Source organism: Brevibacterium sp. OS20 (assembly GCF_056837565.1).
The window spans coordinates 1,420,929-1,446,795 of record NZ_CM166367.1; the positions used below are offsets into that span (position 1 = coordinate 1,420,929).

At 64.9% G+C, this 25,867-nt stretch carries 23 protein-coding genes and 1 tRNA gene; 15 read left to right on the plus strand and 9 right to left on the minus strand.

The features are described from left to right. Nucleotides 1-24: 24 nt before the first annotated feature. From ACVZTU_RS06230 to ACVZTU_RS06250, 5 genes are all read left to right on the plus strand, one after another. Nucleotides 25-519 (plus strand): FtsB family cell division protein, encoded by a 495-nt coding sequence (locus tag ACVZTU_RS06230; protein WP_172168647.1) that lies wholly within the window; start codon nucleotides 25-27, stop codon nucleotides 517-519. Further along, nucleotides 519-1,046 carry a DUF501 domain-containing protein gene (locus ACVZTU_RS06235; RefSeq protein WP_139469661.1) on the plus strand — a complete coding sequence of 176 codons (528 nt, stop codon included), beginning with the start codon at nucleotides 519-521 and terminating at the stop codon, nucleotides 1,044-1,046. The genes ACVZTU_RS06230 and ACVZTU_RS06235 overlap by 1 nt, the downstream gene beginning before the upstream one ends. 8 nt (nucleotides 1,047-1,054) lie before the next feature. After that, nucleotides 1,055-2,002, plus strand: coding sequence for a Ppx/GppA phosphatase family protein (locus tag ACVZTU_RS06240; protein WP_181270301.1), 948 nt, complete (start codon nucleotides 1,055-1,057; stop codon nucleotides 2,000-2,002). Further along, entirely contained in the window at nucleotides 1,999-3,243 is a 1,245-nt protein-coding gene (locus ACVZTU_RS06245) for a S8 family peptidase (RefSeq protein ID WP_229663870.1), read from the plus strand. Before ACVZTU_RS06240 ends, ACVZTU_RS06245 begins: the two co-directional genes overlap by 4 nt. Nucleotides 3,244-3,334: 91 nt before the next feature. After that, nucleotides 3,335-4,708 (plus strand): NAD(P)/FAD-dependent oxidoreductase, encoded by a 1,374-nt coding sequence (locus tag ACVZTU_RS06250; RefSeq protein ID WP_139469659.1) that lies wholly within the window; start codon nucleotides 3,335-3,337, stop codon nucleotides 4,706-4,708. A gap of 116 nt (nucleotides 4,709-4,824) precedes the next feature. Here ACVZTU_RS06250 and ACVZTU_RS06255 read toward each other — a convergent pair whose 3' ends face one another. Beyond that, nucleotides 4,825-5,430 (minus strand): NAD(P)-dependent oxidoreductase, encoded by a 606-nt coding sequence (locus ACVZTU_RS06255; protein ID WP_139469658.1) that lies wholly within the window; start codon nucleotides 5,428-5,430, stop codon nucleotides 4,825-4,827. Between the two features lie 118 nt (nucleotides 5,431-5,548). Between ACVZTU_RS06255 and ACVZTU_RS06260 the strand changes: the two genes are divergently transcribed. After that, complete coding sequence (locus ACVZTU_RS06260; RefSeq protein WP_219922142.1) at nucleotides 5,549-5,944, plus strand: winged helix-turn-helix transcriptional regulator; 396 nt, start codon at nucleotides 5,549-5,551, stop codon at nucleotides 5,942-5,944. Nucleotides 5,945-6,068: 124 nt separating this feature from the next. Here ACVZTU_RS06260 and ACVZTU_RS06265 read toward each other — a convergent pair whose 3' ends face one another. Together ACVZTU_RS06265 and ACVZTU_RS06270 are read right to left on the minus strand one after the other, a co-directional pair. Next, complete coding sequence (locus ACVZTU_RS06265) at nucleotides 6,069-6,512, minus strand: hypothetical protein (protein ID WP_482401585.1); 444 nt, start codon at nucleotides 6,510-6,512, stop codon at nucleotides 6,069-6,071. A gap of 65 nt (nucleotides 6,513-6,577) precedes the next feature. Next, nucleotides 6,578-6,654: transfer RNA gene (locus tag ACVZTU_RS06270), tRNA-Leu, on the minus strand. 90 nt (nucleotides 6,655-6,744) lie between these two features. On the opposite strand from ACVZTU_RS06270, the gene ACVZTU_RS06275 reads away from it, so the two are divergent. Continuing rightward, nucleotides 6,745-8,031 (plus strand): MFS transporter, encoded by a 1,287-nt coding sequence (locus ACVZTU_RS06275; protein WP_482401586.1) that lies wholly within the window; start codon nucleotides 6,745-6,747, stop codon nucleotides 8,029-8,031. Between the two features lie 67 nt (nucleotides 8,032-8,098). Next, nucleotides 8,099-9,001, plus strand: a complete 903-nt coding sequence (ppk2, locus tag ACVZTU_RS06280; protein ID WP_139469655.1) for a polyphosphate kinase 2 — start codon at nucleotides 8,099-8,101, stop codon at nucleotides 8,999-9,001. 199 nt (nucleotides 9,002-9,200) lie between these two features. Here ppk2 and ACVZTU_RS06285 read toward each other — a convergent pair whose 3' ends face one another. From ACVZTU_RS06285 to ACVZTU_RS06305, 5 genes are all read right to left on the minus strand, one after another. Continuing rightward, complete coding sequence (locus tag ACVZTU_RS06285) at nucleotides 9,201-10,385, minus strand: TIGR01906 family membrane protein (protein ID WP_139469654.1); 1,185 nt, start codon at nucleotides 10,383-10,385, stop codon at nucleotides 9,201-9,203. A 68-nt stretch (nucleotides 10,386-10,453) separates the two neighbouring features. After that, a complete protein-coding gene (locus tag ACVZTU_RS06290) occupies nucleotides 10,454-11,380 on the minus strand; it encodes an AEC family transporter (protein WP_139469653.1) in 927 nt (308 codons plus the stop codon). Between the two features lie 161 nt (nucleotides 11,381-11,541). Further along, the gene (locus ACVZTU_RS06295; RefSeq protein WP_229663872.1) at nucleotides 11,542-11,859 is read right to left on the minus strand and encodes a hypothetical protein; all 318 of its coding nucleotides are present in this window, start codon (nucleotides 11,857-11,859) and stop codon (nucleotides 11,542-11,544) included. A gap of 140 nt (nucleotides 11,860-11,999) precedes the next feature. After that, nucleotides 12,000-12,347, minus strand: a complete 348-nt coding sequence (locus tag ACVZTU_RS06300; RefSeq protein ID WP_101545131.1) for a DUF202 domain-containing protein — start codon at nucleotides 12,345-12,347, stop codon at nucleotides 12,000-12,002. Then, the gene (locus ACVZTU_RS06305) at nucleotides 12,347-12,739 is read right to left on the minus strand and encodes a YidH family protein (RefSeq protein ID WP_482401587.1); all 393 of its coding nucleotides are present in this window, start codon (nucleotides 12,737-12,739) and stop codon (nucleotides 12,347-12,349) included. Before ACVZTU_RS06305 ends, ACVZTU_RS06300 begins: the two co-directional genes overlap by 1 nt. Before the next feature lie 51 nt (nucleotides 12,740-12,790). Between ACVZTU_RS06305 and ACVZTU_RS06310 the strand changes: the two genes are divergently transcribed. From ACVZTU_RS06310 to hrpA, 3 genes are all read left to right on the plus strand, one after another. After that, nucleotides 12,791-13,378: a DinB family protein gene (locus ACVZTU_RS06310; RefSeq protein ID WP_139469650.1), complete on the plus strand. Its 588-nt coding sequence runs from the start codon at nucleotides 12,791-12,793 to the stop codon at nucleotides 13,376-13,378. A gap of 186 nt (nucleotides 13,379-13,564) precedes the next feature. Then, entirely contained in the window at nucleotides 13,565-14,887 is a 1,323-nt protein-coding gene (locus ACVZTU_RS06315; protein WP_218973669.1) for an Nramp family divalent metal transporter, read from the plus strand. Between the two features lie 51 nt (nucleotides 14,888-14,938). Then, entirely contained in the window at nucleotides 14,939-19,246 is a 4,308-nt protein-coding gene (hrpA, locus tag ACVZTU_RS06320; RefSeq protein WP_482401588.1) for an ATP-dependent RNA helicase HrpA, read from the plus strand. Between the two features lie 178 nt (nucleotides 19,247-19,424). Here the strand turns inward: hrpA and ACVZTU_RS06325 are convergent, their stop codons facing one another. Beyond that, a complete protein-coding gene (locus tag ACVZTU_RS06325) occupies nucleotides 19,425-19,793 on the minus strand; it encodes a hypothetical protein (protein WP_181270305.1) in 369 nt (122 codons plus the stop codon). A gap of 163 nt (nucleotides 19,794-19,956) precedes the next feature. On the opposite strand from ACVZTU_RS06325, the gene ACVZTU_RS06330 reads away from it, so the two are divergent. The 4 genes from ACVZTU_RS06330 (at nucleotide 19,957) to ACVZTU_RS06345 (ending at nucleotide 25,670) form a co-directional block, all read left to right on the plus strand. Then, nucleotides 19,957-21,549, plus strand: a complete 1,593-nt coding sequence (locus ACVZTU_RS06330; protein ID WP_181270306.1) for a peptide chain release factor 3 — start codon at nucleotides 19,957-19,959, stop codon at nucleotides 21,547-21,549. Nucleotides 21,550-21,701: 152 nt separating this feature from the next. Beyond that, nucleotides 21,702-22,787, plus strand: coding sequence for an inositol-3-phosphate synthase (locus ACVZTU_RS06335; protein ID WP_101545123.1), 1,086 nt, complete (start codon nucleotides 21,702-21,704; stop codon nucleotides 22,785-22,787). A 299-nt stretch (nucleotides 22,788-23,086) separates the two neighbouring features. Continuing rightward, nucleotides 23,087-24,670: an AbgT family transporter gene (locus ACVZTU_RS06340; RefSeq protein WP_181270307.1), complete on the plus strand. Its 1,584-nt coding sequence runs from the start codon at nucleotides 23,087-23,089 to the stop codon at nucleotides 24,668-24,670. A 217-nt stretch (nucleotides 24,671-24,887) separates the two neighbouring features. Continuing rightward, nucleotides 24,888-25,670: a Bax inhibitor-1/YccA family protein gene (locus ACVZTU_RS06345; protein WP_139469709.1), complete on the plus strand. Its 783-nt coding sequence runs from the start codon at nucleotides 24,888-24,890 to the stop codon at nucleotides 25,668-25,670. Nucleotides 25,671-25,867: the final 197 nt, after the last annotated feature.

Consider the following 25,867-nt stretch of genomic DNA (forward strand, 5'->3'; position numbering starts at 1 on the left):
TCCCCAGTCGCAGAGGAAAGAAGCATGGTCCCGAGCAAGCCCAGACGAAGTGCCCCGAAATCGGCTCCTGGCAAAGCCACCCCTCGTCGACGCCCGAAACCGGTCATCGAAGCCGATGCCGGCACGGACGCCGAGGCGCGTGGCCGCCGCATGTCGGTGCGCACGGGAATCTTCCTCCTCGTCGTCGCAGCCGTCCTCCTCGCGTTCCTCTCGCCCCTGAACTCCGCACTCAAACAGGCCCAGCAGATCGCGGCCCTGAATAACGAGATCGAGACGACGAAAGCCGAGGTCAAGAGCCTCGAAGAGAAGAACGAGAACCTCAGAGACCCCGCCTACATCAAGCGCAAGGCCCGCGAAGACCAGTACTACGTGGAAAAGGGCAAGAACGCGGTCATCGTCACGAATCAAGAGGCCGTCGACGAGGAATCCGAGCCCGAACGGCCGGTTCGCAAGCAGGCCTGGTACCTTGAGTTGCTGGAGTCCATTCAGGAGACCGGCAACACCGTGGAGAAGAGCTGATGATCACAGAGTGCACCGAGGCGGATTTCGCTGTCCTCCAAGACCAACTCGGGCGCATTCCCCGAGGCGTCGTCGGCATCGCCGCCCGCAGCGCATCCGGTGAACCCCTCGTCGTCGCCACCGCTCCGCGCCTCGAGGACGGCACGCCGTTCCCGACGACCTTCTACCTCACCCATCCTGCCTACGTGGCCGAATGCTCGCGGCTGGAAGCCTCGGGAATCATGGCCGAATGGACTACGGAGATCGGCGAAGACGAAGAGCTCGCTGCCGCCTACGCCGCCGCACACCGGGCCTACCTCGACGTCCGCTCTGAGATCGGCTCCGCAGCGGGCCTGGCGGAAGTTGAAGAGATCAAGGATTACTCCGCAGGCGGAATGCCGAACCGGGTCAAATGCCTCCACGCCCTCGTCGGCCACTCGCTGTCCGCCGGGCTCGGCATCAACCCCATCGGCGACCGCGCACTGTCGTTCATGAACGATGTGCCTCCGCTGGCCGAGACCGCTGCCACCACCGAATCCACCGACTAGGACCTGCCATGCGTGTTGCTGCCTTCGACTGCGGGACGAACTCCCTGCGCCTGCTCATCGCCGATGTCGCCGCCGACGGCACCCTCACCGACCTGCGTCGCGAAACCCGGATCGTCCGTCTCGGCCAAGGTGTCGACGCCACCGGCGAGTTCGCACCTGAGGCGCTCGAGCGCACCTTCGCCGTGGCGAAGGAATTCGCCGAGGTGGCCGCCGAGTACCGGCCGGAGAAGCTGAGATTCGTCGCGACCTCGGCCAGCCGCGACGTGAAGAATCGCGATGAGTTCTTCGCCGGGATCTTCTCGATCCTCGGCGTCGTCCCCGACGTCATCGCCGGTGAAGAGGAGGCCCGGCTGTCCTTCCTCGGCGCCACTGTCGGCCTCACGGATGCTGACGGACCCTATGTCGTCATGGACCTCGGCGGCGGCTCGACCGAACTCGTCCTCGGCCGAGACGATGTCCAGGCGGCCGTGAGCATGGACATCGGGTCGGTGCGTCTGACCGAACGGCACATGCCGGTCGAAACTCCCAGCCAGGACCAGATCCAGGCAGCTCTGGCCGATATAGACGGCCAGCTCGACCAGGCCGCGCAGATCGTCGACTTCGCGGCCCCGCGCACTTTCATCGGAGTCGCCGGCACCGTCACCACCATCACCGCAGGCATCCTCGGACTCGAAAGCTACCAGCGAGAGCGCATCCACGGAGCACATATCAGCGTCGCCGACGTCGCTGACGAATCCCGAAAGCTTCTGGCCATGGACCGCCAGGCACGCACGGACCTGCCGTATATGCATCCCGGACGCGTCGACGTCATCGGCGCCGGATCGCTGCTCTTCGCCAGGATCGTCGCCCGCTTCGACCAAGCCGTGGCGGCCGCCGGAGGATCGCTGGATATTCGGATCTCCGAAACCGACATCCTCGACGGGACCGCGCTCGACCTCGCGCTGACGAGCTCGTGAGAGCCGCCGCGCGACTCCTCGCCGTCACGACCGTCGTCCTCGGACTCGTCGTCGGTACCACCCAACCCGTCATGGCCGCGCCGAAGGCCGGACCCGGCCAGTGGTTCATCAAAGACTACGGAATCGACAAGGTCTGGAAGAAATCCACGGGCAAGGGCGTCAAAGTCGCAGTGATCGACTCCGGCGTCAACTCCGACCACGAAGACCTCAAGGGCGTCGTGAAGAAGTCCAAGGACTTCAGCGGACTGGGCAAGGACGGAAAGACCCCGCTGGGAGGGAAGACCACGATCCACCACGGCACCGCCGTGGCCGGAGTCATCGCCGGCCGAGGAGTCGGTGCCGGGCCGACCGGCGTCGCCCCGGACGCCGAGATCCTGTCGGCATCGATGTGGCTGGGTCCCGACCGCCCCAAGGAATCCGGATCGACTCGAGAACAGGCCGATGAAGCCATCCGATGGGCTGTCGACTCCGGTGCGAAGGTCATCAACATGTCCTTGGGATGGGACGATCCGGGCTGGCCGGAGAGCTGGGACGAATCCTTCGCCTACGCCTACAAGAAGGACGTGCTCGTCGTCGCCTGCGTCGGCAACGCCTCACAGGGAGCGACCCAGGCATGGTCGCCGTCGACGGTTCCGGGCGTCATCGGGGTGGGCGGACTCGACCAGAACGGGAAGGTCCTCGACGACTCCACCGCACCCGGCACCGCCGTCGACCTCATGGGTCCGGCCAAGGACATTCCCATTCCGTACTACAGCGGCGGCTACGCCGAAGGCCAAGGCTGCTCGTTCGCCTCACCCGTCGTGTCCGGTGTGGCAGCGCTCATCCGCTCCGAGAACCCCGACCTCAGCGCCGATGAGGTGCGAGCCATACTGCAGTCGAGTGCCAAACCGGTGGACGGTCACAAGGGCGTGAGCAAGAAGGGCAAGCCCGACCCGATCGTCGGCTGGGGGCGCGTCGACCCGCAGAGCGCCATCAAGGCGAAAGCGCCCAAGAACGTCTCCTCCGCCGAGGATGAGCTGGCGGATTGGGTGAAGATGCATCGTCGCGGGGATGCGAAGTCAGAAGAGACCGAAACCGCCGCACCGGATGAGACCGAGAGCCCGAAGGCTCTCGCTCCGACCGATATCGTCGCCACGCAGTCGACACCGACACTCGGCTTCGCCGTCCTCGGGGCCGGAGCCCTGATCGCCGTGGTCCTCATGATCATCTCGATCGTCTCCTTCGCCCGCCGTCGCCACTGAGGCCAGGTGCAGAAACTGCTCTGATCTGGGGCGTTCGAGTCCGTGGGACAAACAATTAGTGAAAGTTTTCACAAGGGTCTAGCATGGGATTATGGCACTCATCAGAAACTCAAAACTGCGTCCACGAATCCTCGTTGTCGGTGGCGGCTCGGTCGGCCTGCTCGCCGCTCAGAATCTGCTGAAGAACCTCGGTCGGGGCGAAGCCACCGTCACCGTGGTCGATCCCAACCCGTACATGACCTACCTGCCGTTCCTCCCCGAGGTGGCAGCCGGGTCGATCGAGCCTCGTCACGCTGTGGTGCCGCTGCGCCGCAACCTGCCGGGTGCCGAGGTCATCACCGCGAAGGTCACCTCGATCAACCACGCCGAGAAGTTCGCCACCATCGAACCCGAGAACGATGAAGCGTTCGAACTCGACTACGACCACATCATCCTCGCCTCCGGTTCGGTTGCCCGTGCGCTGCCGATCCCGGGCCTGAAGGAGAATGCGATCGCGCTCAAGCGCATCGAGGAAGCCGTCGCCCTGCGCGACCACCTCCTCTCCCGCCTCGCCGACGCCGCACTCATGGAGGACGACGAGGAGCGTCGCAAGGCTCTGACCTTCGTCTTCGTCGGCGGCGGATTCGCCGGCATCGAGCTGCTGACCGAACTCGAGGACATGGTCCGCTCGGCCATCGCCCAGTACGAGACGCTGACCGAAGCCGATGTCCGCTTCGTCCTCGTCGAGGCCCTCGGCCGCGTCATGCCCGAGGTCGGCGAAGCTCAGGCCCGTTGGGTCGTCGAGCACATGCGCGAACGCGGAATCGACGTCTACCTCGAGACCTTCCTCCAGGACTGCACCGACAAGCACGTCAAGCTTTCGAACGGCGAAGAGTTCGACGCCGACACTATTGTGTGGTCCGCCGGTGTCAAGGCCAACCCGATGCTCATCGACTCCGACCTGCCGATCAACGAACGCGGCAACGTCACCGTACGCGCCGACCTGCGGGTCGAGGGCGATGACGGTGTCGTCGAGGGCGCTTGGGCTGCCGGCGACAACGCCGCGGTTCCCGACCTGTCCGGCGGCGGAGTGGCAGGCTTCTGCGTGCCCAACGCTCAGCATGCTGTGCGTCAGGCTCCGGTGCTGGCTGCCAACGTGCTCGCCGCACTGCGCGGAGAGACCGAGTTCAAGCAGTACTTCCACAAGACCATCGGTACGGTCGCAGGCCTGGGCCTGTACAAGGGTGTTTCGCAGATGGGTGACTTCGAAGCCCGCGGACTCCTCGCCTGGCTCATGCACCGCGCCTACCACGGCTACGCGATCCCGACCATGGACCGCAAGGTCAGGGTCTTCGGCAACTGGTTCGTCAGCGCCGTCCTCGGCCGCGACGCCATGCCGCTGGCAGACCTCGATGTTCCGCGCAAGAACTTCGTCGAGGCCGCCAACTCGAAGCCGGCTCCGAAGAAGGAGCCTGCCAAGGCCTGACTTGAGGCAGCCGGTGCCATCCGGCGACAAGCCCTGATGAGACGACTGACGCCGGGGATGCAGATGCATCCCCGGCGTCAGTCATATCTGCAGGCCCTGCTGCGAGTGCGTCCTGCTCAGTTCGCCACGGTGAAGCGGGCGTCGATGTGCGCAGGCTCGGCGATCTCATCGACCATGGCTACGGCGAAGTCCTCGGCCGAGATCGAGTCGCCCGCGGGCACCTCGAGCTCGACATTGTAGGAACCGGTGCGCTCACCCGGAGCGATCTCCGGGGCGGGGGAGATGAGCGTCCACGGGGACGGGTTCGCGGCACGAAGAAGCTCGAGGGCCTTCGTGCCGGTCTCTGCCTCAGCCTTGTACGCGGGAGGAAAGCCCTCGGTGTCCTTGAGCATCGTGTCCCCGGCGAACAGGGAACCGGCACCGCCGACGACGAACAGTCGCGTATCGCCGCTGGCCTTCGCCAGGGCCGACAGAGCTTCGAGCCATTCCTGGTGGTCCCCGCCCGTGCGGCTGGGTCCGGTGGTGGAGACGATGACATCGTGATCGGCGGCCATGCGTGCTCCGAGCTCCGCATCGGCCATGTCGCCGGCGACTGAGCGGGTCGCTCCGGCCACCTCGGTGCCGGAGCGGGTGATGGCGGTGACCTCGATCCCGCGAGAGGCCGCCTCGGCGACGACGCGAGAGCCGATCATTCCCGATGCTCCAAAGAGTGCGATCTTCATAAGAGTCCCTTCGTTCTTCGTGCGGCGCGACTGCGGTGCACGGTGGATGTCGTAGTCTGACTCTCCTAAGGTATCTTTTGGATATCGAGTACCTCAAGGATACTATTGGACTATGAGTATGAAAGTTCGCTGGGAAGGCGATGCCTTCGACCCTGAATGTCCGACCCGAGTGGTTCTCGATCGCGTCGGAGACAAGTGGACGGTGCTTATCGTCGACATTCTCGATTCCGGTCCGAAGCGTTTCAACGAGATCCGGCTGGCCATCGGCGGGATCACCCCGAAGGTGCTGACCTCGACCCTGCGATCGCTTGTCGCCGATGGCCTCATCGAGCGCGAGGTCTTCGGCGAGGTGCCACCGCGGGTGGAATACTCGCTCACCGATCTCGGGCGATCGCTGCAGGATCCTGTGGCCGCGCTTCGGAAGTGGGCGGAGGCCAACGTCGCGGAGATCGTCGAGAACCGGGACCGCCATGACGAGGCACATGCGTCCGCGGGATTGCGAGCGTTCCGGTGACCGGAGCCTAACGGTCAACCGGCGGCTGGTGCGGGCGTTTCGACAGAGACGATGGGTCGCATGTCGACCAGTCGAGTGTGGCGGATGCTGTCACACTCGTACTGCGGAGAAGCAGCAATAGGGATCAGCCGCGGGAGAGCTGTCCGAGCACGGTGACGAAATCACGCAGCTCTCCGGCGACGCGATAGACCCGAGGTGAACCGGAGTAGACCCAGTTGTTCGTGATGATCGAGGCGCTGCCGCCGTTCGTCGCCTGTTTGAACTCGGCGACGTTGAGCGTCGCAAGATGATCCTCGACGAGGCGGCTGCGCAGGTCCGAACCCATCTGCACCCAATGATCGGCTGCCTCGAAGCCGATCTCCGTCCAGTCGCCTCCAGCTTCACGGAAGGCGACCGGGCGACCCAGCGGAGGGAAATCGGCTGCGGTGGAGTCGTCTGTCGCGGTGGGGGAGGCCGCCTCGGTGGCGGTGATGATAACGGCGGGACCGTGCTGGCTGCGGGCGAGATCATCGTCGACGGAGGCGATCGGCAACGGTGCCTGACCTGCGCTGAGAAGAAGGAACGGCATAGGACGATCATGCCGCACTCGACGCGATTCGGCGATCTCGGTCGGTACTCGACGACGACGAAGAATGGTCCCCCCAGTGGGACTCGAACCCACACTGAATCGATTTTAAGTCGACTGCCTCTGCCGATTGGGCTATAGGGGGAATGCTCAGAACACACTTTATCGGCAAAGCCCGGCCACCGCGATCTGAGACATTCCGCGGACGATCCGGGCACACGGCTAACCTGGAACGATGACGACGAACGGACCCACCCGGCAGGCCTGGGTGATCCTCGTCGTCGGCGTCCTCACGCAGATGGCGGCGACCATCGCGATCGCCGGACCCGCCTTCCTCATCCCCTATATGCACTCCGACCTCGGGTTCACACTCACCCAGGCCGGCACCGTCGCGGCCGCACCGAGCTTCGGACTCATCCTCACCCTCATCGCCTGGGGCGCATTCGCCGACCGATTCGGCGAACGTCTGGCGATGACATTGGGCATCGGACTGACGGCTGCCTTCTCGGCCGCCGCCGTGCTCGTCGTCGACTCGCCGATCTGGATGGTCATTGTCATCGCCGCCTCCGGTGCCGCGGCCGCCTCGGTCAACTCTGCATCCGGCCGCGTCGTCATGGGCTGGTTCCCCCGCCACCGCCGAGGACTGGCCATGGGCATTCGCCAGATGTCCCAACCACTGGGCACGAGCGTGGCCGCTGTGACCATCCCACCGATCGCCGCGGCCGGCGGATTCCCCGCCTACCTCTGGTTCGTCGCCGCCGTGACCGGCGTCCTCGCCCTCATCTGCTTCGCCCTCATCCGCAACCCACCGGACCCGACCCCCACCCGCGCCGAGGTGGCCGACCCCGACCGCGACACCCTACCGGAGGCGGAACGACACGGACAGAACGAACCGGGCACCGCCTCGGCGGGGGAGGGGAAGCCCAGCGCCGCCTCGACGATCAATCCCTACCGCAGCGACTCCTTCCTGTGGCGCATCCACGCGGTCTCCGCGCTCCTCGTCGTCCCGCAGTTCGCGTTCTCCACCTACGGACTCGTCTGGCTCATCGTCGTCCAAGGGATCGGCGCGGGCGCCGCCGGAGCGATCGTCGCGATCGCGCAGATCGTCGGAGCAGTCGGCCGCATGGTCGTCGGCGCGCTCTCCGACCGCAAGGGATCCCGCGTCGGCCTCATGCGCATCGTCGCCGTCGCAGCCGTGATCGTCGTCGTGGCCATCGCCATCCTGTCGTTGACGGAGCTGCCCGCCGTCGCCGCAGTCGTCTTCATCCTCGCCTCAGCCGTCTCCGTGGCCGACAACGGACTGGCCTTCGCCTCGGTCGCCGAAGCCGCCGGACCGCGCTGGTCGGGCAAAGCGCTGGGAGCCCAGAACACGGGACAGTTCGTCATGTCGGCCCTGCTCGGCCCCGGATTCGGTGCCCTGGTGACGGCATTCGGCTACCCGCTGTCCTTCGGACTCATCGCCATCGCCCCACTGTTGAGCGTCGGAATCATCCCGCGACGCGACGTCGATCGCATAACCTGATATTCATCTCGGCACATTATCGTGCACGAGGCACACCCCGGTGTCGACAGCGAAAGGGAAGGATCTCGTGAACAATCTGTTCCAAGAGAATCTGCGGGAGTACATCGACAAACTCCGCCTCGAAGGGTACACCGTCGAGGACAGTCAGACCACGGATCCGCACCTCATCGACCCCATGGGCCGGGCCGTCGAAACGTGGCGGGAAGGATACCCGTACGACGAACAGATGGACCGGGAAGAGTACGAACTCGAGAAGTACAGACTGCAGGTCGAACTGCTGAAATTCCAGTACTGGGGTCAGGACACGGGCGCCAAACACGTCATCGTCTTCGAAGGTCGTGACGCCGCCGGCAAGGGCGGAACGATCAAACGCTTCACCGAACACCTCAACCCGCGTGCCGCCCGCGTCGTCGCACTCAACAAACCCTCCGACCGCGAAGCCGGACAGTGGTACTTCCAGCGCTACATCTCCCACCTGCCCACGAGCGGGGAGATCGTCATGTTCGACCGCTCCTGGTACAACCGGGGCAACGTCGAGAGGGTCATGGGATTCTGCACCGACGACGAATACGAGACCTTCATGGAACAGGCTCCGGTGTTCGAGAAGATGCTCATCGACTCCGGAGTCCACGTCACGAAGTTCTGGTTCTCCGTGACCCAGAGAGAGCAGCGGACCCGGTTTGCGATCCGTCAGATCGACCCGGTGCGGCGGTGGAAGCTCTCACCGATGGATCTCGAGTCCCTCGATCGCTGGGACGACTACACGGAGGCGAAGGAAGAGACGTTCCGCCGCACGGACACCGACCACGCTCCGTGGATCACGATCAAGAGCAATGACAAGAAACGCGCCCGCCTCAACGCGATGCGCTACTTCCTCAACCAGTTCGACTATGAGGACAAAGACCCCTCGGTCGTCTACGAAGCCGACCCGCTGCTCGTCCGCCGCGGCCGCGACGCCGTCGACGACTAGCCCGCAGTCGTCCACCGTCACCGAGGCGGGGGATCGGAGATCGCTGGTCTCATACGCGGATGATTTCGGACAGAAATTCGGCCGGGTGGAAGGGGAAAGACCACCCGGCCGGAACCGTGGAGCGGGACTCGAACCCGCTGTGCAATGACGCGCCTCTGTGCCGCCGGAGGCCGATGCTCCGGACTGCGGCGAAACCGAATCAGATCTCTGCGGCGGCGTCCTTCCGTGCCTTGCGCAGCGCCCGGCGCTTCTTGTGCCCGGTGAAGCTGAGCAGGAAGAGGATGATCGCCAGGAGCACGAAGAGCCCGCCGCCGGCGATGCCCGCATCGACCCAGAACTGAGGCGGGAAGAGGCGGATGAGCGAATCATCGGCGTAGAACTCCCAGGTCCCATCGGCGAAGAACACCTTGTGGAACCCGCGGAAGAAGCTGTCCCAGCCGAGGACGGCGACAACGGCGACAGCGGCCATGAAGATGATGCTGAAGATCGACCCCAGACGCACGCCTGCATGGATGCCCGATCCGTTCTTGCGGCACATGTAGATGCCGAACAGCACAGATCCGATGATGCCGACGAGAGCCACGAGGTAGAGCAGCGAGATCAGACCCTTGACGTCAGCCATATGGCTGAGCTCGTCGGAGATGAAGATCGGCTCTCCGTTGGGCATGACGATATCGGCGAGGTAGCGCCGGGAATCGAAGTTGTGCAGGTAGTCGATGACATAGGTCCCGTAGTGCTCACGGTCGGCGGCACTGAAGCCGAACCGATCGGCCGGGAAGCCGGGCCGGAAGTACTCGAACTTGAGGAAGATCCCCGAGGCGACGAAGCGCACTGCCAGAGCCAACAGGACGAAGGGGGTGGCGAGCATGATCCAGATTGTGCCGATGACATCGAGCACGGACCGGCGTCGTTCGGGCACCTCGGGATCGCGGGCATCGGTCGACGTCGCCGCCTTCGACACGGCGGCCCAATCGGCTTCGCTCATCACTGCGGTGCGCGCATTCTGCGGCACCTCGCGTGTGGTCCCGGTATCGGTCGAGGATGATGCCCCGGCTGTCGATGCAACGGCGGCCGAATCCGTGCCGGCGGACTTCTGCGCGGCGGTGTGATCGGCGGTACGCGTGCTCGCGGGCTGAGAGGCCGGATTCGTCGAGTGGGCGGGAGTCACCCTCACCGGGCCCGTCGAGGGCTTCGCATCCGCGGAATGCTTGGGGGCATCCTCGGCGATGGGATCCGTGATCGGATCGAACGCCTCGGTGTCGGTCGAGGGATCATTGGCCGCCTCCAGAGGGGCCTGCGACTGCTTATCGGCAGCACTGGCAGACCCTGAACTCATCCGCCTGCTCAGGAGGTCTTCGGTCTCGTTCTTCTCGTCTCTGGACACATCCCCATTGTCAGTGACCACAGGGTCCTAGCCCGGGAGGACACGCCACGGCGGCCGATTTCGCGGAGTCAGCCGAGGAGGGCGGCGATGATGACGAGAGCCGGAACGGAGAGCACGGTGGTGATGAAGACGGCATCGCGCATGAGCGCCTCGGATTGTCGGTACTGCATCGAGTAGATGTAGACGTTCTGCGCGGTCGGCAGCGCGGAGGTGACGACGATGGCGAAGAGGTCGACCCCGTCGTAGCCGAGCAGAGGGCCGCCGATGGCCCACGCGATGACCGGTTGAGCGATGAGTTTGGCGCCGGTGATGTAGCTCAGCTGTGCGCGGCTGCCCTTGACGGGGATTCCCCACCCGTCCTTAAGCGAGATGCCGAACGCCAACAGGGCACCCGGGACCGCGGTGGCGCCGATCATGTCGATGGGCTCGAAGACGAAGCGCGGCAGCTCGAAGCCCGTCGCCGAGGCGGCCACACCGGCTGCAGCACCGAGGACGATGGGGTTCTTGAGCACTTGGAGGATCGCGGAGTACCAGTGCGAATCATGTTGCTTCTTGCCCGCACCGTCGAGCACGGCCATGCCGATGGGGGCGAGGACGAGCAGCTGGAAGAGCAGGACCGGGGCGACATAGCCGATGTCGCGGAGGACATAGGCGGCGATCGGGATGCCGAGATTGCCGATGTTGACGTAGCTGGTCGCCCACGCGGAGAACATCGCCTCCCCGGTGCTGCGCTTTCTGATCCACTTAGTGAGGACGAAGAGAGCGGCACCGACGATGAGCGCCGAGCCGCCGGTGGCGAAGAGCGCGGTGTTGAAGATCAGCCCGAGGTCGGTCTCGGAGACTGTGATATAGAGCAGCGTCGGGGTGCCGGCGTAGAAGACGAGCTTCGCGATGACCTGCTGACCGTGCGGACCGAGAACGCCGGAGCGGCCGAGGACGAACCCGACCAGAATGACTCCGGCGATGACGGCGAAACCTTCGAATACGGCCAGCATGGGCTGCTCGGCTCCTCGCTTCCTGCGTCTGGGAGTGCCGCGGTCAGTCTGGTGCGGCTGGTGTCAGTCCCGTAGAGCGGGTATCAGTTCGGGACGGTCGGGATCGTCGCCGGGCGGAATCCGCGGCGGGGTGCGGAGGTCGGGCCTCCTCGGCGGTGGGGTCAGTCCGCCTCGGCGATATCGGAGACGACATAGGAGGCTGCGGCGCTGACCGCACTGACGGCGAACACGGCCGGCCATGCGCCGATCTTCTTCGCCAGGGGATGGGAGGCACCGAACCCGCCGAGGTAGGCCAAGCTCAGTCCGGTGGCGGCGGGCCAGCCCTTCTTCACATACCAGGAGCGGGCGGCGTAGGCACCCGCTGCGGCGAGGACGACTCCGCCGAGGGGGCGGATCCCGGTCTCGCGGGCGGTGAGGAAGCCGCCGATGAGGCCGACGGCGACGAGTGGGGCGGTGGAGACTTCGCGTGCATCCTTCATACGCACCAGTTTAGGCGTGCAGTTCAGCGGACCGGACGGCGGTCTCATAACGCGGCATGCGCAGCAGGTGTGCGCGATGTCGGGCGGGAGCAGGTGGGATGCCGATCAGGAGGTCTGGGAAGTTGAGCGGGTGGAGAGCCTCAGAACAGGCTGATCTTGATGACCGAGGCGATGCTCAGCACCGAAATGAGGCACACCGAGGTGGTGAGGAAGATGACCGCCCACGGCGACGGCCGACCGCGTTCGGCCCGAATCGAGACCGAACCTAGCCGGTAGCGTCTGACCTGCATGGCGATGGCGACGATAGCCATGCCCATGCACACGACGAAGAGCGCCACCGACCAGCCTTGGAAGACGTGGATGAAGCGCATGAAGATGAGGCTGACGACCGTCATCGTCAGACTCGTGCGCAGCCATGATTGGACGGTGCGTTCCGGCTGCAGAGCCGGATCGTCATGCGGCTGCGGTCGCGGTGAGCGGGTCGGCATCACAGTAGGCCGGCGAACACCAGGACGAGGAGACCGGCTCCCAGCGCCGAGGCGAGGCTGACGATGGGGATGATGATTGGCAGCGGCAGCGAGGTCTTGCGACGCATCGCCGATTCGATGCGATGCCAGCGGACGGCGGCACCGGCGGCGAGGATGAAGCCGATGACCATGAGCACGATCGACAGGGTCGCCCGCAGACCGGTGCCGAAGATCTCCGAGGTGAAGGCCTCGACGGCGATTCCGCCGCCGATGAACGCCAACGCGGTGCGGATCCAGGACAGGAAGGTCCGCTCGTTGGCCAGGGTGAAGCGAGGATCGGGGTCGACTCCGTCGGGGAAGACCCGTCGGGCGATGCGGCTGCGGGAGTCCTGCGACGAATTGTTCTCACTCACCCTTCGAGGATAACCGTAGACGGCGCAGAGATGGTGTGGAAGCCTATGCTCATGAGCGACGACGAGACGATGAAGTCCTTCCTGCAGCAGTCCCTGCGCCGGGGTCGGACGAACCTGCGATGGAAGCTGTCCGGACTCGATGAGAGGTCCCTGAGGTGGCCGCGCACCCCGACCGGATTCAACCTCCTCGGCGCACTCAAACACATGGCACAGGTCGAGATCGTCTACTTCGGCGACACTTTCGGCCGAACCTGGCCGAACCGGGAAGAGGTCGTCAGCGACGCGGACATCGACCTCGATCCGCAGGCCGACTGGTGCGCGACCGAGTCCGAGACGACCGCGTATCTGCTCGACTTCTACACTCGCGTCTCAGACTTCGCCGACGAGACCATCGACTCGCTCAGCCTGGATTCGCCGGGACGGGTGCCGCATTGGCCCACGGGCCGCGACGAGACCACCTTGGGACAGATCATGGTCCACGTCCTCGTCGACCTCACCCGGCATGTGGGCCAGATCGACATTGTCCGGGAAGGCATCGACGGCGCCGCCGGACTCTCCGAGGCAGCTCCGAACCTGCCGGAGGACTTCGACCACGACACGTATCTCGAACGCCTGCGAACCATCGCCGACCGTTTCTGAGGCGCGGCGGGACGGGGCCGACCGTCGCGAGGGATGGTGACCGATGACACGACAGCGCCGTTGTCACCTATCATGACTGTGGACATGCTGAGACCGCTGCGCCGCCGAAATGCGGGAGAACCCGATGGAGGATCCCCGACCGCTCGGTGAGTCTGTGCGCGGCCGAAGATGAAAGCGAAAAACTCCATGAGTGAGCAGTCGAACGGTTCCGGCCCCGGCTACGGGGGCGACGCAGAGACCGTTTCCGGAATCGAAGAGGCCTCCGGCCCGGCCAAATGGAAGGTCATCGGTCCCGGCCTCGTCGTCGCGGCCACCGGCGTCGGTGCCGCGGATATGGTGGCGACCCTGGTGGCCGGCAGCCAGTTCGGCTACGGACTGCTGTGGGCAGTGATCGTCGGCGTCATCCTCAAGATCGTCCTCGTCGAAGGAGCCGGCAGGTTCAGCCTCGCGACCGGCAAGACGATCTTCGAGGGGTGGCGATCGCTCGGCCGCTGGACCACGTGGTACTTCGGGCCGTACATCATCATCTGGGGCTTCGTCTACGGAGCCACGGCGATGAGTTCGGCGGCGCTTCCGCTGGCCGCGCTCTTCCCCGGCCTCAACCTCACAGTGTGGTCGGTGCTCATGGGCCTGGCCGGCTTCGTCATGGTGTGGTTCGGCCGCTACGGCGTGTTCGAGAAGATCACCGCCGTCCTCGTCGGGATCATGTTCATCACCGTCGTGGGACTGGCGATCATCGCCGCCCCGAACATTCCCGATATGCTCACCGGACTGATCCCCATCATCCCCGAGGGCGGAGTGATCTACACGCTCGCGCTCGCCGGAGGCGTCGGCGGCACCATCACCCTGGCCGCCTACGGCTACTGGCTGCGTGAGAAGGGCTGGCACACTCCGAAGTGGATGCGGGTGATGCGCATCGACAACTCGATGGCCTACGTGATGACCGGCATCTTCGTCATCGCTATGCTCATCGTCGGTGCCGAGGTCGTCCGTGCCGCGGGAGTCTCGATCTCTGCCGAGGACAAGGGACTGCTCGACCTCGCCGACGTCCTCAAAGCCCGCTACGGCGAGGTCGTGGGCATCGGCTTCCTCGTCGGATTCTGGGCCGCTTCCTTCTCCTCGATCATCGGAGTCTGGAACGGAGTGTCCCTGATGTTCGCCGACTTCTGGGGCCATATGCGCAAGAAGCCGGGCGGACATCCCGACACCCTGACCGGCGGCAAGTACTTCAAGTTCTATGTGCTGTGGCTGACGTTCCCGCCGATGCTGCTGTTCATCCTCGGCAAACCGATCGGACTCATCCTCGCCTACGGCGTCCTCGGCTCGCTGTTCATGCCGTTCCTCGCAGTCACTCTGCTCGGGCTCCTCAACGGCAAGAAGATCCCCAAGGAATGGGCCAACAAGCTGCACACGAACATCGCTCTGGCGATCACGGCACTGCTGTTCATCATCCTCGGCATCCAGCAGCTCTACTCGGCGCTCGCCCCACTCTGGGGCGGCGGGGAGTAACCCGCCTGGGCGGGGCCGAGTCTGGGCATTGCCGCTAAGCTGGGAGACGCAATGGCAGAAGAGAACCCGACCCCGTCGACCACCCCAGCGAACACGAATCCAGGACGGCCGCCTCGGCGCGGGAAGAACGGACGTGGGCGTTCGCAGCAGCGACGCAGAATCACGGCAGCGCACCATCAGCAGCGCCGAGCCCGGCTCAAGGACGCCCGCGCTGCCCATCCGGTCACCGTCACCTACCCCGAGGATCTGCCGGTCACCGCGGCGAAGGACGAGATCGCCGAGGCGATCCGGGACAACCAGGTCGTCATCATCGCCGGCGAGACGGGATCGGGAAAGACCACCCAGCTGCCGAAGATCTGCCTCGACCTCGGCCTCGGGGTCGACGGACTCATCGGCCACACCCAGCCTCGGCGCATCGCCGCCCGGACTGTGGCCGAGCGCATCGCCGACGAACTCGACGAGGAGCTCGGCAGCACCATCGGCTACCAGGTGCGGTTCACCGCGCAGGTCGCCGATTCCACTCGGGTGAAGGTGATGACCGACGGCATTCTGCTGTCCGAGCTCTCGCGCGACAAACTGCTGCGCGACTACGAAGTCATCATCATCGACGAGGCACACGAACGCAGCCTCAACATCGACTTCCTCCTCGGCTATCTCAAGGAAGTGCTCGACCGACGTCCCGACCTCAAAGTCATCATCACCTCGGCGACGATCGACCCCGAATCGTTCTCCGCTCACTTCGATGACGCTCCGATCATCTCCGTCGAAGGCCGCACCTTCCCCGTCGAGGTGCGGTACCGGCCTCTCGGGGACGATCCTGCCGATGACGATGTCGACGGGCCCGGCGAATCCGGGAACTACGAAACCGGAGTCGAGGAGCAGACCGACGGAATCATCGCCGCCGTCGATGAACTCGCAGCCGAGGCACCCGGTGACATCCTCGTCTTCCTCTCCGGCGAACGGGAGATCCGCGACACGGCCGATGCCCTGACCGACCACCTGCGCAGACGTCCGCGGATGAGCAGCTGGGAGGTCGTGCCGCTGTTCGCCCGACTCTCGGCGGGGGAGCAGCAGAAGGTCTTCCAACCCCATTCACGACCTCGCATCGTCCTGGCCACGAACGTCGCCGAGACCTCGCTGACGGTGCCCGGAATCAAATACGTCATCGACGTCGGCACCGCCCGCATCTCCCGCTACTCCAACCGCACCCGGGTGCAGCGACTGCCGATCGAGCGTATCTCCCAAGCCAGTGCGAACCAGCGCAAAGGCCGCTCCGGGCGCACCAGTGACGGCATCTGCATCCGCCTGTACTCGGAAGACGACTTCGACTCGCGTCCCGAATTCACCGATCCGGAGATCCTGCGCACGAACCTCGCCAGCGTCATCCTGCAGATGGCCTCACTGGGATTCGCCGCAAGCGATCAGGAGATCCTCGACTTCCCATTCCTCACCCTGCCAGAGGCCAGGGCCGTCCGTGACGGACGGACGATGCTCACCGAACTCGGGGCGCTGACCAGCGACTCGGCAGGGAAGATCCACGTCACCGAGATCGGTCGGAAACTCACAGTGCTGCCGATCGACCCCCGCCTGGCCCGAATGGTCATCGCCGGGGCGGAGGCCGGCTGCGGGGGAGAGGTCACCGTCATCGTCGCCGCGCTGTCCATCCAGGACCCGCGGGAACGTCCGGCGGAGGTCCGAGCCGCCGCCGACGAGAAGCACGCCCGATTCACCCACCGAGGCAGTGACTTCCTGTCCTACCTCAACCTGTGGAACTACCTGCAGAGTCTGCAGGCGGACATGGGATCCTCGAAGTTCCGTCGCCGCTGCAAGGACGAGTTCCTCAACTTCGTGCGCATCCGCGAATGGCAGGACCTCGTCGGTCAGCTGCGTTCTCTGCTCGGCTCGGCCGGCATTCGCATCGAGAGATCCGTCTGGCAGCCGGGCGACGATGCCGACACGGCCGGATCCGCGCTCGATAGCGAGGGCGGCAAGACGAATGCTGCTGGGTCCGGTGACGGTTCCGACCGTGGTCAAGGCGGTCGCAGCGGTCGAGGTCGTGAGGGTCAGAATGCTCCTGGCGGTCAGGGCACCCGCGGCGGTCGGGGCGAAGGAAGCGCTCAGGGCGGACGAGGTGCGAACGGCAAGATCGGATTCGCCGAGCTCAGCGCCGCCAAACGCAGCGCGAAGAAGCAGGGCGCGACCGGTCCGGCCGGGGACACCGGGAAGCAGGTGGCGGCTGCCAAACTCGACCCGCATGCCGCCGCCATCCACCGGTCCCTGCTCACCGGTCTGCTGACGATGATCGGCTCACGGTCGGAGCGGCACAAGGACTATCAGGGAGCTCGCGGCACCCGATTCGCGATCTTCCCCGGATCCGGACTCTTCAAGGTCAACCCCGACTTCGTCATGGCTGCCGAACTCGTCGAGACCTCCCGCCTGTGGGCCCGCACCGTGGCCGCGATCGACCCGGACTGGGTCGTCGGAGCCGCCGGTGACCTGGTCACCCGCCAACATTCGGATCCGCACTGGTCGACGAAGGCCGGCGCATCGATGGTGTACGAGAAGATCTCCCTCTACGGGGTCACTCTTGTCAGCGACCGTCGTGTCGGCTACGGCACCATCGACGCCGAGGCCGCCCGGGACGCGTTCATCCGCAAGGGTCTCATCGAAGGCGACTGGCACGAACGCTTCGGCTTCCTCGAACACAACGCGGCCGTCATCGACGAGGCCGAGGAACTGGCTTCGCGGACACGGAACCGTCGCGTGCTCGACCAGGACGATGCCCTCTACGAATTCTTCGACGAACGGATTCCGGAGGGGATCACCTCGGCGGCGGATTTCCGGGGGTGGTGGAAGAAGCAGAAACGACGGGACGCGCACCTGCTCGACCTCACCACCTCGGTGCTGCTCAGCGACGACAGTGAGGAGCTGACCGCCTCGGTGGCCTCGGATTTCCCGATGGAATGGGAACTGACCGACGGTACGCGGGCGAAGCTGCGCTACTCCTTCGACCCCGGCAGCACCGACGACGGGGTGACCGTGGAGATCCCCGCCGAGGCGGTGCCCGCGGTCGACGCGGACGAATTCAGCTGGCAGGTCCCCGGCCTGCGCGAAGAACTCGTCGCCGCCTATATCCGGTCATTGCCGAAGAGCAAACGCCGCTACTTCGTTCCCGCTCCCGACGTCGCCCGCGAGATCCTGCCGGCGCTCACCCCGTACCAGGGAAACCTGCCGGACGTGCTCGCCGCGTACTTGAGCGAACGCGCCGGCGGGGGAGGGCTGAACGACCTCGTGCCGATCACGGTCACCGCCGACGATTTCGACCGATCGCGGATCCCCGCCCATCTGCGGCTGACCTTCCGGGTCGTCGATGGAAAGAAGACCGTCGGTCTCGGCGAGGATCTGTCTGCTCTGAGAACGAAAGCCACACCCCAGGTGCGCAAGGCCCGCCAGAAGCAGAGCGCGTTCACCCCGAAGACCGGTCTGACGGACTGGTCGTTCGGTGAGCTGGCCGATCCCGATCAGGCCGCAGTCGGTGTCGTTCCGGGGCTCGCGGACCGTGCGACATCGGTCGACCTCGTGGCCTTCGACACCGCAGCACAAGCGCGCCTGGCCACGCGAGAAGCGATCATCACCCTGCTGGGCCAGCACACGTCTGACGCACTGAAGTACCTGCAGGACGGGCTGACCACTCAGGAGAAGCTCATCCTCGCCGGTCATCAGAAGACCGCCGACGAGCTCCTGGTCGGACTGATTCGTGTCGGGATCCGCGGCCTCGTCGCCGACCGGTTGGGGCCGGCCGAGACGTCATGGGTGGCCAACGCCGATGAGTTCGCGCAGCTGCGAAAGGACGTCGACGCCGAGCTGCCGCTGACCTGTTCATCGCTGCTGCCGTCCCTGATGAAGGCGCTGCAGGCGGCGACCGAGCTCGACAAACTCGTTTCGAAGGCATCCTCGTTGGCGATCCTGTCCAACCTCGCCGATGTGCAGGCGTGGCGAGCCTCCCGGACGACCGCAGCCGCCATTGCGGCGATGACTCCGCAGATGCTGCGCGAGCTGCCCCGCTGGGTGCAGGCCGAAGTGGTGCGCATCGGCGGAATGCAGGACTCGCCGATCCGTGACAAGCAGCTCATGGATCGAGTCACCGGCTGCAGCAGCGATGTGGTCAAGAAGATCGGCAATCGATTCCCGGCACTGGCGAAGGCCGAGTGGCCGCAGCTGATCGTGTCGCTGCCTGCCGAATGGGTCGAAGTCGTTGTGATGCTCGAAGAGCTGCGGGTGTCGCTGTTCGCGAATTCGCTGGGCACGGCACATCCGGTGTCGGAGAAGCGCATCGCGAAGGCTCTCGCCCAGCTCTGACCCGAGCATCCCTCACCGGCAGCGGCACAACACCTGGTTGCAGAGGGGCGTTGTGTCACGAAGAGTGAGTGACGCGCGAGTACCTGTAGGAGAAGTCGCCAGCGGGAGGTGTTGCCGCCAAACGTAGGAATTGCGAGGACCTGTGTGGGTCAGCGGCCGTCTCGGCAGCGGGTGAGGGTCAGACGTCGGCGAAGAAGCCGCTGCAGAGCCACCACAACGGCAGAGCTCCGGCGGCAAGAAGGGTGGCGACGCTCCACCAGATGCGCCACTTCCACGTGCGACGGCGAGTGCCGATGAAGAGGAACGCGAGATAGAAGATGAGGCAGAAGGCCCCGGACAGGCTGAGCAGCACCATCCCGGCCGCCTCGGTGCCGGAGGTGCCGAGATCGAAGAGGTACTTCGTCGTCTGCGCTATCTGCCAGGAGAACCAGATCGCCGCGCACAGCAGCGGGACTCCAAGGACTCCCGAGACGATGAGCGGCAAGGCTTTGAGCCAGCGTTCCTTCGGCTCCGAACGGCCGGCGTATTCGACGAATTCCTCAGACATCGTCCCCCAGCATATGGGCCGATTCCGACAGGACGCTGGATGCAACGCCCCACGGGCCTCCTCGCACATACGGTTCCGGCCGCCGGACGCCCGGCACAAGCTGGCCCCACACTGTGACTGAACGGACACGCCGGATGGGCGCGAAGAACGATAGGATATTGCGGTGACTTCTGGCCAGTATTCCGTCAAGGACATCCGACACGAGGCGTCCCGCCGCCGCACGTTCGCTGTCATCTCCCACCCCGACGCGGGCAAATCGACGACCACCGAGGCGCTCGCCCTCCACGCCCGCGCCATCGGCCAGGCCGGAGCCACCCACGGCAAGGCCGGTCGCCGCGCCACCGTCTCCGACTGGATGCAGATGGAGCAGGACCGCGGAATCTCGATCTCCTCCGCCGCCCTGCAGTTCGAGTACCGCGACGCCGTGTTCAACCTCGTCGACACCCCTGGCCACGCCGACTTCTCCGAGGACACCTACCGTGTGCTCTCCGCCGTCGACTGCGCCGTCATGCTCATCGATGCCGCCAAAGGCCTCGAGGCACAGACGATGAAGCTCTTCGAAGTCTGTGCCCACCGCAATATCCCGATCATCACGGTCGTCAACAAGTGGGACCGTCCCGGCCTCGACGCGCTCGAACTCATGGACGAGGTTCAGCAGCGCACCGGCCTCCTGCCCACCCCGATCACCTGGCCCGTCGGCCAGTCCGGAGACTTCCGCGGAGTCCTCGACCGCACCAGTGGCGAGTACACGAAATACACCCGCACCGACGGAGGCGCCACGATCGCCGGTGAGGACACCTACACGTCCGAAGCGGCTGCTGACCTCGAAGGCGATGCGTGGACGACCGCTGTCGACGAGTCCGATCTGCTGGAGATGGAAGACCAGAACCACGACCAGGAGACCTTCCTCGCCGGCAAGTCGACCCCGGTGATGTTCGCCTCGGCCGTGCTCAACTTCGGCATCCACAAACTCCTCGACCTCCTCGTCGACCTCGCCCCGCCCGCCGAGGCCCGCCTGGACAAGGACGACCAGCCCCGCCCCGTCGACGATCCCTTCTCCGGATTCGTCTTCAAGGTACAGGCCGGAATGGACTCCCACCATCGCGACCGACTCGCCTACATCCGAGTCTGTTCGGGAGTCTTCGAACGCGGAACCGTGCTCACTCACGCCAGCACCGGCAAGCCCTTCGCCACGAAATACGCTCAGCAGGTCTTCGGTCGCGACCGCGATGTCGTCGACGAAGCGTTCCCGGGAGATGTCGTCGGATTGGTCAACGCCTCCGCCCTGCGCGTCGGTGACTCCCTCTACCTCGACAAAAAGGTCGAGTTCCCCGGCATCCCGACGTTCTCACCCGAACACTTCATGGTCATCCGCGCCAAGGACTCCTCGAAGTACAAGCAGTTCCGCCGCGGCATCGAACAGCTCGACCACGAAGGCGTCATCCAGGTGCTGCGCTCGGATCTGCGCGGTGATCAGGCACCCGTGCTCGGCGCCGTCGGACCCATGCAGTTCGAAGTCGCCGAAGACCGGATGACCAACGAATTCAACGCTCCCTGCACCCTGGAGCGTCTCAACTTCTCCCTCGCCCGACGTACCACTCCCGAATGCGTGCCGACCCTGGCACGGGAACGCTCGGTCGAGGTCCTCCACCGTTCCGATGGAGAGCTGCTGGCGCTGTTCTCCGACCGGTGGCGGCTGCAGGGCGTGCAGAAGAACCACCCCGACCTGGTTCTCGAACCTCTGGTCGTCAGCTGAGACGAGCACTGCCGCGTTCGAAGGCCGGTGTCCGGCATTTTGACGCGGAGATTATTATGGATAGTTGGGGCCGAAGCGAAGCCCTACAGGGCCAACCGCCCGCGTGGGACATTCCCGCCGCTCGGTGAAACCCAAACAGACAAAGGAGAATTGTGGGAACGAAATCGATTCGAGTCGCGATTGCCGGACTGGGCAACTGCGCCTCGTCCCTGATCCAAGGCGTGGAGTACTACCGGAACGCGTCGCCCGGGACGAAGGTTCCCGGCCTCATGCACGTGGAATTCGGGGACTATCACGTCGGTGACATCGATTTCGTTGCCGCCTTCGACGTCGACGGCAAGAAGGTCGGCGTCGACATCGCCGAGGCGATCACCGCCAGCGAGAACAACACCATCAAGCTCGCCGATGTGGAGCCGACCGGCATCGAGGTCCTGCGCGGACCCACCCTCGACGGACTCGGCGAGTACTACCGCGACACGATCGTCGAATCCGACCGCGAGGCCGTCGACGTGGTGAAGGCGCTCAAGGACGCCGAGGCGGATGTCCTCGTGTGCTACCTGCCCGTCGGTTCGCAGAAGGCCGTCGAGTTCTATGCTCAGGCCGCGATCGACGCGAAGGTCGCCTTCGTCAATGCCCTGCCCGTGTTCATCGCCGGCACCAAGGAATGGGACGAGAAGTTCCGCGCCGCAGGTGTCCCCATCGTCGGCGACGACATCAAGTCCCAGATCGGTGCGACCATCACTCACCGTGTGATGGCGAAGCTGTTCGAAGACCGCGGCGTCGTCCTCGACCGGACCTACCAGCTCAACGTCGGCGGCAACATGGACTTCAAGAACATGCTCGAGCGGCAGCGCCTCGAATCGAAGAAGATCTCGAAGACTCAGGCCGTGACCTCGAACACCTCCGCCCAGCTGTCCGACCGCGACGTCCACATCGGACCCAGCGACTACGTCGAATGGCTCGACGACCGCAAGTGGGCCTTCGTCCGCCTCGAAGGCCGCAACTTCGGCGACGCCCCAGTGTCCCTGGAATACAAGCTCGAGGTGTGGGACTCGCCGAACTCCGCCGGCGTCATCATCGACGCGGTGCGTGCGGCGAAGATCGGCCTCGACCGCGGAATCGGCGGAGCCCTCATCTCCGCCTCCTCGTACTTCATGAAGTCGCCCCCGGAGCAGCAGGACGACGACGCCGCCCACGAAGCCGTCGAAGCGTTCATCCGCGGCGACCTCGAACGCTGATATCGCCGAGGCGGCCCACCCTGTTCTGAGGTGCTGAGTCGCCTGCCGGTCGAGAGGGCGCCGATCGCAGATTCTGCGGTCGGCGCCCTCGCACATTCACCGACGTCGGTGAGAACGGAACCGCACGACCGCCTCGGCGGGGTTCGGGTGGCGCCCCACCCCGGTGCATCCGGTATTTGAGACCGCCGTGACACAACGGGGATTGTTCACGATACTTGTCTCTTCGACGTGATCGCACTCACATGTGCGGCACACGGCCCAGCGCACCGATCGGTGCCGAGACGACCGAGGAGACCCCTATGGCGAGCACCTCCGCTGCCACCGATGAGAAGCAGAGCGACAAGTCAGAACTCAGCTGGCTGATGCGCGTCCTCGTCATCATCGAGAAGGCCGGCAACAAACTGCCCCACCCGTTCTGGCTGTTCCTCTCGCTGGCAGTCATCGTCATGATCCTCTCGGCGATCTTCGCGTCCACCGGGCTCAACGCCGTCAACCCGGCAACGGACGAGAAAGTGACGGTGACGAATCTCTTCTCCACCGAGTCGCTGCGTGAGATCGTCGCGGGAGCCACGAACAACTTCGTCACCTTCCCGCCTTTGGGACTCGTCCTCATCGTGCTCATCGGCGTAGCCGTGGCCGAGCAGTCCGGACTCATCCCGGCGATGCTGCGCGGAACCATCGCCGGAGCCTCGCCGAAGTGGATCACGTTCATCGTCGCCCTGGCCGGAACCGCCTCATCGATCGCCTCGGACGCGTCCTACATGATCATGATTCCCCTCGGCGGACTCGCGTTCAAAGCCGTCGGCCGCAATCCGCTGCTCGGCTGCCTCGTCGCCTATGCCGCGACCTCGGGAGGCTATTCGGCGGCTCCGATGGTCAACTCGCTCGACACGATCCTCGGCGGCCTGTCCACCTCGGCCGCCCAGATCATCGACGCCGACTACTCCGTCAGCCCGGTCGCGAACTTCTACTTCAACTTCATCTCCATGTTCGTCGTCGCTGCCGCGGTGACCCTGGTGACCGAGCTGGTTCTGTCCAAGCGAGCCGACCAGATCGAACTCGACGAGGAGACCGACGACGATCCTGACAACTTCGACGTCAAGATGGCCCTCGACGCCAACGAGAAGCGCGGAATCATCATCGCCGTTGTCGCCATCGTCATCTGCGCGGCGGTGCTGTTCGCCCTCGCCTGGCCCGCCGGGTCATTCCTCCGCGATGAAGCCGGAGGCTTCGGTCCCGATTCGGGTCTGATGGCCGGAATCGCCGCGATCATCGGCTTCGGCTTCTTCATCGTCGGCATCGTCTACGGCTACGCCACCGGATCGATCAAGCACACCGCCGATATCCCGGAGATGATGGGCAAGGGGCTGCTGCCGTTCGTACCGGTCATCGTCCTGTTCTTCGCCGCCAGCCAGTTCCTCGCGCTGTTCAAGATGTCCAACCTCGGCGAGATCATGGCGATCAAGGGTGCCGAGGTCTTCGGGGCGCTCAACACCGGACCGTTCGTCATCCTCCTCGGTGGATGGCTGCTCGTCGCAGTGGGTGCACTGTTCCTCACCTCCGGCTCGGGACTGTGGACGCTCATGGCACCGGTGCTCGTCCCGATGTTCATGCTGCTGTCGATCTCCCCGGAGACCACACAGGCTCTCTACCGCATCGGTGACTCGACGACGAACATCATCTCCCCGATGAGCCCGTACTTCGTCGTCGTCCTCGGCTTCATCCAGCGATACAAGAAGGATGCCGGCATCGGCACGGTGCTCTCATTCACGATCCCACTGTCCTTCGCCATGTTCATCCTGTGGGGACTGCTGTTCTTCATCTGGTGGGCCACCGGAATTCCGTGGGGACCGGGTGCGGCCACTCACTATCAGATGGGCTGAGTCGGTCACCCGATGGGCCGATCCGGGAATTCTCGCGCATGATCGGGTGTTGTCCACCACAGCATCACGATCGTGCAACGTCGGACGCTGTAGGCGGGAATCCTCAGTTCCCGTCCAGACCGTCCGGTTAGACTGTGACCGTGAACGATCATCTGTGCAGCCTCCCGGCTGCGCATATTCTACTCAGATCGAAAGGATCTCGACCGTGAGTAACCCCATGATGAACCGGGCTATCAACCAGGGCGCCCAGGCTGGACGCAACCAGCCGGTCATGTCCGATCAGGAGCTCAACAACCTCTTCAACCAGCCTGCCGCGGAGAACCGCAACGCCGGGCCCCAGGTCGCCGACCGTGCGATGACCTATGACGATGTGATGATGAAGACCGGTGTGCTCTTCGCCATCCTCCTCGCCGGTGCCGTCGTCGGCTGGCTCGTGCCTGTCCTCGCCCTCCCGGCGATGCTCATCGGCCTCGTCCTCGGCCTCGTCAACGCCTTCAAGAAGGAACCGAACAAGGCCCTGATCATCAGCTATGCCGCGTTCGAGGGTGTGTTCCTCGGCGGCATCTCCGCGATCTTCGAGTCCATGTACTCCGGCATCGTCGTCCAGGCCGTGCTCGCCACTCTCAGCGTCTTCGCGATCATGCTCGCCCTCTTCAAGTTCAAGGGCGTGCGCTACGGCTCGAAGATGATGAAGTTCATGGTGATCGCCGTCGGCGGCTACGCGATCTTCTCGATCGTCAACCTCGTCTTCGGACTGGCCTTCGGAACCGGAGGGGTCCGCAGCATGGAGATCTTCGGAATTCCGCTGGGCATCGTCATCGGCCTCGTCGCCACAGTGCTCGCTGCGATGACACTGATCATGGACTTCCAGATGATCGAAGAGGGCGTCAAGCACAAGATCCCGGAGAAGTACTCCTGGATGTGCGCGTTCTCGCTCATGGTCACCCTCATCTGGCTCTACGTCGAGATCCTGCGCCTCATCTCCTACTTCAGAGACTGAGAGACGTGACCGCTCCACAACTGTGGGTCGCGGCCGAACGCTGAACGAAGGGCGGATCCCCGAGAAGGGGGTCCGCCCTTCGTCGTGCGTTGCGAGCTGCCCATTGCTTGTGATCACTTTTCTGCCTATCGTCTGAGATACCGACGAGAAGCGTCGGCGGACCGTCTTCATCGATGAAGCGCGGACCAGAGACCTCA